Here is a 10901-nt window from a genome sequence, read left to right as displayed (position 1 = left end):
AGATTTAAAACTGATAAACTTGTTTATACATCAAGAATATTTTCTTGCTATTATATTGCATTTATACTTTTAGAATATGGATTTAATAAAGTTTTTAAGGCACAATTTTATCTTCCAGAACCTAACATTCTTTATACACCATTTGGTAATTTAACCAAAGATATTTTGTATTGGAGCACACTTGGAACTTCACATTCTTACTCACTTTTTATGGGAATTATAGAAGTTTTAGTTGCTATTTTAATTCTGTACAAACCAACAAGAATCTTAGGTTTGTTAATGGCAAGTGCAATTTTTATAAACGTTGTTTTAATAAATTTTGGGTTTGATATTTCTGTAAAAACATTTTCAATTTTCTTGCTTTCCGCTTCAATATTTGCCGTTTTTCCTTATTTGAAAACATTAATAAACTTTTTGGTTTTTCATAATACAGAGCAGTTACTTATTAATAATCAAACAATTATTAGAAATACATTTATTAAAACTTGGATTAAATTTTCAGTTATTGGTTTGTTTTTTATTCAAATTTTGTATCCTTATTTTATAACTCAAAACTTTAATGATGACACTTTTAAACGACCATTTCTTCATGGTGCATATCAAGTTATACAGGTTATTTCAGAAAAAGACACATTAAATCAATCTAATTTTCCAATAAAAAACATCTTCATTCACAGAAAAAATTATATTATTTTTCAGTCAAGTAATAATGAAATGACCGATTATCATTTTGAAATTAACACCGAAAAAACCAGTATCTTGTTACAAGATTACAAAAAAAATAAAATTTCAGTTCCTTTTAAATTTTCAGAAAAAGACAGTACATTTAATATTCATTTTAAAAAGTTTATTATTTTTACAAAAGCAATAAACTGGAAAAAATTACCAGCTTTACAAAATCAAACACATTATACAATTGACCAAATTCAATGAAAAAACTAACATTCATAGCATTTCTGTTTTCGCTTGTTCTTCAAGCTCAAGATAAAAAGGCATATCAATTATATGACAAAAATGGAAAGAAAACAACCTACGCAAAACTTTTAAAAGAAACCCAAAAAACGCAAGTAGTACTTTTTGGAGAATACCACGATAACGCAATTTGTCATTGGTTAGAACTAGAATTAGCCAAAGATTTAGCCCAAATTAAACCTGTTGTTCTTGGCGCAGAAATGCTAGAAACCGACAATCAAAGTCAATTAAATCAATATTTAAAAAGCGAAATAAATCAAATACAATTAGATACACTTGCACGACTTTGGCCCAATTATCCTACAGATTATAAGCCACTTGTAGATTTTACCAAAGAAAATAAGTTGCCATTTATTGCCACCAATATTCCAAGACGATATGCAAGTTTAGTCTTTAAAAAAGGATTAGAAGAATTGCAAAATTTACCATTAGAAGAGCAAAAATTCATTGCACCATTGCCAATAAATTTCGACTTGAATCTTCCAGGTTACAAGTCAATGTTAGAAATGCAAGGCGGAAAAGCTGGTGACAAAATGCCCAAAGCACAAGCCATTAAAGACGCAACAATGGCAAACTCAATAATAAAGAATTTGCAGCCAAACTCGGTTTTTATTCACTACAACGGCACATATCATTCAGATAATTTTGAAGGCATCAATTGGTATTTAAAGCAGTACAATCCCAACATCCAAATTATCACAATTGCAACCGTAGAGCAAAAAGACATCAATAAACTAGAAAAAGAAAATTTAAATAAAGCCAATTTTATACTTGTAATAGACGAAGATGTAACAAAAACCTATTAAATTTGTAAAAATTTTTAGGAACAATTTGTTCTGCGCATTTCTATAAACCCTATTCCTGCTTTTCGTTACAATCTTTTCTTTAAAAAAAAGAAAAGTATTTTCACTTCAATCAGGGTTAATTAATCAACCATAGCATGAAAAAATTAGTACTATTTACTTTTATCCTAATAACAATATCATTTTCATCTTGCACAGATATTGACGATACGCAGCAAGAAACATTTTTATTAGTAAAATTTAAATTTGACGGAAGTCAAGCACGACTAAATAATCTAGGTCAACCATCATTTTTGCCAAGTGGTCGTGGCGCACAAACGCCAACATTTAATTCAATTTCTGCACATTATTTAGAACTAGCTCAAGATCAATTTACACAATTATCAGACGGAGAAGTTTTGTATCATGCTCCAGAAACTACTGCTGGTGGTGACAATGCAATAGATTTTGCACAATCACTTGTTGTAGTAGAAGGCGAAACTTTTCTTAAAATTCCATTAAAAGAAATTGCGACAGGAAGTTATCAGTTTATGAGAGTTTCATTATCCTATCAAAATTTTCAAATAAACGTTCGTTATCAAGGATTAGACAGAATAGGAACTTTGTCTAGTTTTGTTGGTTTCAACACCTATTTAAACAATAATACAGGTTTTCCAGTATCAGGAAATAAATTACAAGGATATTGGGAATTTATTATGAACGATAACCTTTACTCAACATTGGGTCAAGCTCCAGCAAATGCAACTACAGTTCCAAATCCTATTGCTGCTACATCACCAATTCCTGCTGGTTCTTGTGTTGTCACAGGAAGATTTGAAACTCCATTAGAAATAAATGGACTAGAAAAAAAGAACATAACAATAACATTATCACTATCTACAAATAAAAGTTTTGAGTGGATAGAAAACTCCAATAATAATAAATTTGATCCAAATCTTGGAGACGTTGTAGTAGACATGGGATTACGAGGATTAATTCCAAGCTATGTAAAATAATTTTGTTTAAACATTCGGTACATAAATTACCTTTTTAACTCGTTAGCAATCAACAATTGTTAAACTACTTTAAACTCATTATAAATTATAACGAAAAGGTTGTAGTATTTTCTAATTAGCCGTATTTTTGTATCAATTTTAAAATAAATTATACACTATTATGGCAAAATCTGGATTACTAAATTCTTCTATTGCACGAAAAGTGGCCATGGCGCTTTCTGGACTTTTCTTAATTTTATTCCTTGCACAACACTGTTTTATCAATACAACTTCTCTTTTTGGCGAAGAAACTTTTAATGCTATTTCTCATTTTATGGGAAATAATCCTGTTGTTCAATATGTAATTCAACCCATTTTAATAGTTGGTGTAGTATTTCATTTTTGTATGGGTTTTATATTAGATTATAAAAATCGCGCTTCAAGACCAATTTCTTATGCAAAATATAATGGTGGCGCAAATGCTTCTTGGGCATCAAGAAATATGATAATTACTGGTTCAGTAGTATTGGCATTTTTAGGATTACATTTTTACGATTTTTGGATTCCAGAAATGAATTATAAATATGTAGAGTCACTTCCATTAAACGAAACAAGATATTATGAAGAACTAATTCATAAATTTGAAAGTCCAGTAAGAACAGGATTGTATTGTATTTCTTTTGTATTACTTGCAGTTCACTTGTGGCACGGATTTAATTCTTCGTTTCAATCTGTTGGTTTCAATAATAAATATTCAAAATCATTAAAAACATTTGCCTACGCATTTTCAGTCGTAGTGCCATCATTGTTTGTTATCATAGCATTATTTCATCATTTTAATCATTAATAGTTAAATATTATGGCATTAGATTCTAAAATTCCAAGTGGTCCAATATCAGATAAATGGACAAATTATAAAGATCATATAAATTTAGTAAATCCGGCAAACAAACGTAATATTGATATTATTGTTGTTGGTACTGGACTTGCTGGTGGTTCTGCTGCTGCAACATTAGCCGAATTGGGTTATAATGTAAAAGCATTTTGTTACCAAGATTCACCAAGACGTGCGCACTCAATTGCTGCACAAGGTGGAATTAATGCTGCCAAAAATTATCAAGGTGATGGCGATTCAACTTTCAGATTATTTTATGATACTGTAAAAGGTGGCGATTATCGTGCAAGAGAAGCCAATGTGCATCGTTTAGCAGAAGTTTCTACTAATATTATTGATCAATGTGTTGCGCAAGGTGTTCCTTTGGCAAGAGAATACGGTGGATTATTAGACAATCGTTCGTTTGGAGGAACTTTAGTTTCTAGAACTTTTTATGCTAAAGGTCAAACAGGTCAACAATTACTTTTAGGAGCATATTCTGCAATGAATCGTCAAATAGGTCGTGGAAAAATAGAAATGCTAAACCGTCACGAAATGCTAGATTTAGTAATAGTAAACGGTAAAGCTCGCGGAATAATTGCTCGTGATTCTGTAACAGGAAAAATAGAACGTCATTCTGCACACGCAGTTGTTATTGCTTCTGGCGGATATGGAAATGTATTTTTTCTATCTACAAACGCCATGGGAAGTAACGTAACTGCATCATGGAAAGTACATAAAAAAGGAGCTTATTTTGCAAATCCTTGTTATACACAAATTCATCCAACTTGTATTCCAGTTTCTGGAGATCATCAATCTAAATTGACATTAATGTCAGAATCATTAAGAAATGATGGTAGAATTTGGGTTCCAGCAAAACTAGAAGATGCAAAAGCAATTCGTGAAGGAAAATTAAAACCTACTCAAATCGCAGAAGCTGATAGAGATTATTATTTAGAAAGAAGATATCCAGCATTTGGAAATTTAGTACCAAGAGATATTGCTTCTCGTGCGGCTAAAGAAAGATGTGATGCAGGTTTTGGTGTAAATAAAACTGGAGAAGCAGTTTATTTAGATTTTGCTGCTGCGATTATAAGATACGGAAAAGATCAAGCCAAAGTAAAACATTTAGATGTAAACGATGAAGCATTGGTTAAAAAATTAGGTACAGATGTAGTTGCTAGCAAATACGGAAATTTATTTCAAATGTATGAGAAAATCGTTGACGAAAATCCATACCAAACACCAATGATGATTTATCCAGCAGTACATTATACAATGGGCGGAGTTTGGGTAGATTATAATTTAATGACTACAATTCCTGGATGTTTTGCCATTGGAGAAGCTAATTTTTCAGATCACGGAGCAAACCGGCTTGGAGCTTCAGCTTTAATGCAAGGTTTAGCCGATGGATATTTTGTTCTTCCATACACAATTGGAGATTATTTGGCACCAGATATTAAAGTTGGAAAAATTTCTACAGAAACGCAAGAATTTATCGATGCAGAAAAAAATGTTCGTTCTCAAATAGAAGTTCTTATGAACGCTAAAGGAACTAAACCAGTTGATTATTTCCATAAGAAATTAGGAAAAATTATGTGGGACAAAGTAGGAATGGCACGTAATGAAGAAGGATTGGTAGAAGCACAAAATGAAATTGCAGCTATTCGTGAAGATTTTTATAAAAACGTAATGGTTCCAGGAACAGAAAATGGTTTAAATCCAGAATTGTCTAAAGCACTTCGTGTTGCCGATTTTCTTGAACTTGGCGAATTGTTTGCTAAAGATGCCTTGCATAGAAACGAATCTTGTGGTGGACATTTCCGTGAAGAATACCAAACTGAAGATGGAGAAGCACAACGTGATGATGAAAATTTTGCCTACGTTGCAGCATGGGAATACAAAGGAAAACCAAGCGATGCAATACTTCACAAAGAAGAATTAGTATTTGATAATGTGAAACTGGTACAAAGAAGTTATAAATAGAATTGAGTTTTTGTCTAAAGGTTACGAGTTAAAAACTTTATACATTTAAACTTTCAAACATAAAAAGAATGAAACTTACATTAAAAATATGGCGTCAGTTAAACGCTAAAGAATCTGGAAAAATGGTTGAGTACAAACTTGACGGAATTGAACCAGATATGTCTTTTCTAGAAATGTTAGATATTTTAAACGATAATCTAATAGAAAAAGGAGAAGATCCAGTTGCATTTGATCATGATTGTCGCGAAGGAATATGCGGAATGTGTTCATTGTTTATAAATGGTGAAGCGCATGGTCCAGATCGTGCAGTTACAACTTGTCAGTTACACATGAGAATGTTTAAAGATGGCGATACTATTTTTATAGAACCATTTAGAGCCAAAGCGTTTCCAGTAATTAAAGATTTAGTTGTTGATAGAAGTTCGTTTGATAGAATTCAACATGCAGGAGGATTTATTTCTGTAAATACATCAGGAAATACTATTGATGCCAATGCAATTCCAATTCCTAAACACGATGCTGATAGATCATTTGATGCTGCATCTTGTATTGGTTGTGGCGCTTGTGTTGCTACTTGTAAAAACTCATCGGCTATGCTTTTCGTATCTGCGAAAGTTTCACAATACGCACTTTTACCACAAGGAAAAGTAGAAGCAACAGAAAGAGTTTTAAATATGGTTGCCCAAATGGATGCAGAAGGTTTTGGAAATTGTACCAATACTGGAGCTTGCGAAGTAGAATGTCCTAAAGGAATTTCACTAGAATATATTGCTCAAATGAACAGAGAATATTTATCTGCAAGTGTAAAAGGATAAAATTTAATCTTATTTGAATAGAAATCTAAAACGCAATCCATTTAAGGTTGCGTTTTTTTGTTATAATTTTGTTTAACTCAAAAATCTGTATTATGAAAAACCTACAACTCATAATTATTTTATTTTTTTCAATAATTAGTTATTCTCAAACCAATTATTACGTTTCTCCAACAGGAAATAATTCTAATTCTGGAACTACTATTGCAACAGCTTGGCAAACAATACAAAAAGCAGCAAATACCGCAATTCCTGGAAGCACAGTAAATATTTTAGCTGGAACTTATAACGAATTGGTAACAATTAATGTGTCTGGTACAAACGCGAATCCTATAACATTTAAAAATTATCAAAATCAGAATGTAGTAATTTCTGGAGTAGGTTTTTCAGCTAATTTTAGTAATCTAATAACAATAAATAGTAAAAGCAATATCGTTATTGATGGATTAATTTTAGAAAATTTAACTACACCTTTTGCAAGAGGAATTTTAGTTTTGTCCAATCCAAATAGTGGAATTGACAACATCACATTAAGAAATTTAAAAATTAGATATATAGGTTTTTCAACCAATGCCAATTTAGTTCCAACAGCTAACGATAATGCTCACGGAATAGAAATTTATGGTCAAGGAACAAGCGCGACAGACGCGATTAGAAACATAACAATAGAAAATTGTGAAGTTTACAACAACATAAATGGTTTTAGTGAAAACATAACTATAAACGGAAATGTTGATGGATATTCAATTTTAAATAACTTAGTTCATGATAACACTAATATTGGAATTGATGTTGCAGGAAATTTTGGTGCGTCATCAAACGCATTATTAAATCACGCAAGAAATGGAGTAATTTCTGGAAATACTACCTTCAATAACAACTCACAAGTGGCAATTAGCTCAGGAATTTATTGCGATGGATGTTGGAATACAGTTATTGAACGAAACCAATCTTACAATAATGCAGTTGGAATTACAGCTGGTTGCGAGCAAAACGGAACTACAGAAAACGTAATTATTAGAAACAATATAGTTTACAATAATACGTATACAGGAATCCAAATTGGAGGTTACAATCCAGCAACGACAGGAATTGTTATCAATTCTAATGTAAATAATAATACTTTATATTTCAATGACAACAACAACTTACACGGACAAATTATAATTGAAAAAACTAATAATTGTAACTTATTTCAAAATATTTTGCACAGTAATTCAAGCTTGCTTTTTTATGTAGATAACATTGCACCACAATCATTTACAATAGATTATAATGATTATTTTACAACTGCAAATGATGTAAATACGGCCAATGTAAACTATCAATTCAATACAATTTCGTACACTACTTATAAAACTAATACAGGTTTTGATGTTCATTCTATTTATAACAATCCGCTTTTTGTAAATTCTTCATCAATCGATTTTAATTTACAAACAACTTCTCCTTGTATAAATGCAGGAAATCCTAGTTTTACTCCATCAACAAACGAATTAGATTATTATTCTTTTCCTAGAATATCAAATTCAATCGTAGATATTGGCGCAAGTGAATATCAATTTCCATTATCAAATAGTGAAAATTTTGTTTCAGATTTTAAAATTTTTCCAAATCCAGCAATTAATAATTTCCAGATTTTAAATGCAGATTCTGAAATTAGTTTTCAAATTTTCGATTGCATCGGAAACAAAATTTTAGAAAAAACCATTCTTGAAAACCAACAAATAGACATTTCAAATTTTAGTAATGGAATTTATTTTGTCAAATTATTTTTTGATAATAAAACAGTTACTAAGAAATTAATCATTAAAAAGTAAGCTATATTTAATATGAAAATTGCATTAATTCAAACTAATTTAATTTGGGAAAATCCCAATGAAAATAAAGCATTACTTCAAGAAAAAATAAACGCTATTTCGCAATATGTAGATTTAATTGTTTTGCCAGAAATGTTTACTTCTGGTTTTACAATGAATGCAAAAAATGTTGCCGAAACCATGCAAGGAGAAACTGTAGAATGGCTAAAAAATTTGGCGAAAGCCAAAAATTGCGCCATAACAGGTAGTTTAGTAATTTTAGAAAACAAAATTTTTTATAATAGATTAGTTTTCGTTTTCCCAAATGGTGAAATACAAACTTATGATAAAAAACATCTTTTTACACTTGCAGGAGAAGATAGAGTGTACACTTCTGGAAAGGAAAAATTAATAGTAGAATATAAAGAATTTAAAATTTGTCCTTTAATATGTTACGATTTGCGTTTTCCAGTTTTTTCTAGAAATATTGAAGATTATGATGTTTTATTGTATGTTGCCAATTGGTCAAAACCTAGAATAAATGCTTGGGATATTTTATTAAAAGCTCGTGCAGTAGAAAACATGAGTTACGTAATTGGAGTAAATAGAGTAGGAATTGACGGCAACAATCATGATTATGTTGGACATTCAACAGCAATAGATTTTCTAGGAAATGAACTAACAGAAACATCAGAAAACGAGGAAATTTTTATAATAGAACTTGATAAAAACCAATTATTAAAAACAAGACTAAAATTAGGATTTCTAAATGACAGAGATAAATTTACTTTATAAAATCTTCCATCTTCCATCTTCCATCTTCCATCTTCCAACTTCCATCTTTTCAGTTCTACCTCTTTCCACCATCAAACGATTGTTCAACATCCCAATTTGTTCTAACATCAACACTCACAGGAAAATAAATAACTTCTTCGCTTTGACGTTTTTCAAGAAAATTTCCTGCATCCCAAACTTTATTTTTATTATCGTCATAAATTAATCTAAGCGTAAATAAATTTGGTTCAACCATGTCAAAAAGCAACAAAGTTTCCTTTTCAGAATATCCAGTTGCAAGTACTTTTCCTTCTTTATCTGTAAGTTGCACAATAACTGGAAATCGTTTTATGTTTTCAAGTTTTACACGTAAATTTCCATAATCTGAAGTATTTCTAGTAGAAAAGCTATAATCTAAAGTATCATTTTGCCTATTATAAAAATCTGTAATTGCTCCAGGAAAAGCTTTAAAATTGTATTTTTCTAATGGTTCTTTTTCAAAGATTATTTTTAATTTTTGTTTAAATTCATTATATTCAAGTGTAAATTTTACATCTGTCGAATCTTTTCTAATCATTTTCATTTTAGAAATATCATATTTCAACAAAGGTGTATCACTATTTATAGCAATTGTATCTCTAAAATTTATATCACCTCTTTCTGATGGATTAAAACTCAAACTGTCCTTTCTTTGGTCTTTAATTTTTAGTTTAAACTGCTTTTTAAACTTATCTTTTTCTACATTTACAACTATAGAATCTGCTTTATTGGCCTTAAACCAAATGTTTAACGAATCTTTTTTCTCTGTTTTAGAAATTTTATAATCAACATTCTCTAATCCTTTTTTTATAGAAATTTTCAAGTCTTTTGGGTTACCTTCATAACCTAAAACTAGTTTAGAACCAGAGGTTTGCGACACATTAATCGCTTTAAACGCTAAATTTTCTTCCTTAAACAATTCTACTTCATAAACTGTATCATTTGGTATAGTTATAAAGTCTTTTTGAAACCCAATTTTATCTGTTTTTGGATCGTATTTATTGTTTCCATTCACATCTTTTAAGGCAATAAGTTGATATTTTCCTGGTTTTAAATTCTCAAGTTTTACAATTTTTAAACTATCCAATGTATTTGTTATGTATCTTGGCGCTTCTATGTAAACTATTGAATCAGAATACTTTTCATTAACTTCATACAACATTATAGAAACAAAATTATCAACTTTTTTATCAATGGCATCTTTCACTTTTACATTCAATTGCAATGAATCTATATAACTTCCGGTAGAGAAAACATATTTAAATTGTTCCAATGCATTTCCTTCATTATTATCCTCAATACTATTGCCAAAATTTAAACTATACGTAGTATTTTCTTGTAAAGTATCTTTAATTTTTACAGTTATAAATTTGCTTGCATTATAAGGTAAAATCTCTGGTTGGCGTTTCATTGGTGGCGAAATAATAAGCTGTTTATTAACATTTTTCAGCTTTACATATTCGTTAAAAAACAATTTAATTTCCTTACCTTTAAAATTAGTTTCAAAGTTTTTAGGCATACTATTTATCAACTTCGGAGCCAATGTATCATTCAATCCACCAGTAATTGTTCCTCTTTTGGCACAACTAGTTACAGTAATTACTAGTAAAATCAAGAAATATTTTATAGAATCTTTCAGCATCAATTTAATTTTTAAGTACCGCAAAATAACAACTATATTTACTTTATCTCAAACATTTTAGCAAAATTATAAGAAGCCATTTCTAGCATTACATTGCAATCTTATTATCAATAGGATTTCCATTTCATTTGTAGTTTTGAAAATGGTCTTACAAAACGCAAATATTTATTTAAATTTGTTTTACATATTCCAATATACAAATATAAATTATTACTTGTAAATAGTT

At 29.9% G+C, this 10901-nt stretch carries 9 protein-coding genes; 8 read left to right on the top strand and 1 reads right to left on the bottom strand.

Features of this window, described 5'->3' with window-relative positions; genetic code table 11:
• The 8 genes from ACH2BC_RS14825 to ACH2BC_RS14790 all read left to right on the top strand — a co-directional run.
• Positions 1–933 (top strand): hypothetical protein (locus ACH2BC_RS14825; protein WP_395055016.1); only part of this gene is annotated, 933 nt, incomplete at its 5' end.
• The gene (locus ACH2BC_RS14820; protein ID WP_395055015.1) at positions 930–1778 is read left to right on the top strand and encodes a ChaN family lipoprotein; all 849 of its coding nucleotides are present in this window, start codon (positions 930–932) and stop codon (positions 1776–1778) included. The genes ACH2BC_RS14825 and ACH2BC_RS14820, both read left to right, overlap by 4 nt.
• Before the next feature lie 134 nt (positions 1779–1912).
• Positions 1913–2770 carry a hypothetical protein gene (locus tag ACH2BC_RS14815; RefSeq protein ID WP_395055013.1) on the top strand — a complete coding sequence of 286 codons (858 nt, stop codon included), beginning with the start codon at positions 1913–1915 and terminating at the stop codon, positions 2768–2770.
• Positions 2771–2930: 160 nt separating this feature from the next.
• A complete protein-coding gene (locus ACH2BC_RS14810) occupies positions 2931–3596 on the top strand; it encodes a succinate dehydrogenase cytochrome b subunit (protein ID WP_395055011.1) in 666 nt (221 codons plus the stop codon).
• Between the two features lie 12 nt (positions 3597–3608).
• Complete coding sequence (locus ACH2BC_RS14805; RefSeq protein ID WP_395055009.1) at positions 3609–5609, top strand: fumarate reductase/succinate dehydrogenase flavoprotein subunit; 2001 nt, start codon at positions 3609–3611, stop codon at positions 5607–5609.
• Positions 5610–5677: 68 nt separating this feature from the next.
• Positions 5678–6424 (top strand): succinate dehydrogenase/fumarate reductase iron-sulfur subunit, encoded by a 747-nt coding sequence (locus ACH2BC_RS14800; RefSeq protein ID WP_395055007.1) that lies wholly within the window; start codon positions 5678–5680, stop codon positions 6422–6424.
• Between the two features lie 92 nt (positions 6425–6516).
• Positions 6517–8241, top strand: a complete 1725-nt coding sequence (locus ACH2BC_RS14795; RefSeq protein WP_395055005.1) for a T9SS type A sorting domain-containing protein — start codon at positions 6517–6519, stop codon at positions 8239–8241.
• Between the two features lie 12 nt (positions 8242–8253).
• Positions 8254–9015, top strand: a complete 762-nt coding sequence (locus tag ACH2BC_RS14790; RefSeq protein ID WP_395055003.1) for a nitrilase family protein — start codon at positions 8254–8256, stop codon at positions 9013–9015.
• Between the two features lie 55 nt (positions 9016–9070).
• Here the strand turns inward: ACH2BC_RS14790 and ACH2BC_RS14785 are convergent, their stop codons facing one another.
• Positions 9071–10675, bottom strand: a complete 1605-nt coding sequence (locus ACH2BC_RS14785; protein ID WP_395055001.1) for an Ig-like domain-containing protein — start codon at positions 10673–10675, stop codon at positions 9071–9073.
• Between the last annotated feature and the right edge of the window lie 226 nt (positions 10676–10901).

The organism is Flavobacterium sp. (genome assembly GCF_043760115.1).
GTDB lineage: Bacteria > Bacteroidota > Bacteroidia > Flavobacteriales > Flavobacteriaceae > Flavobacterium.
This window is presented reverse-complemented; position numbering and strand designations above follow the sequence as displayed.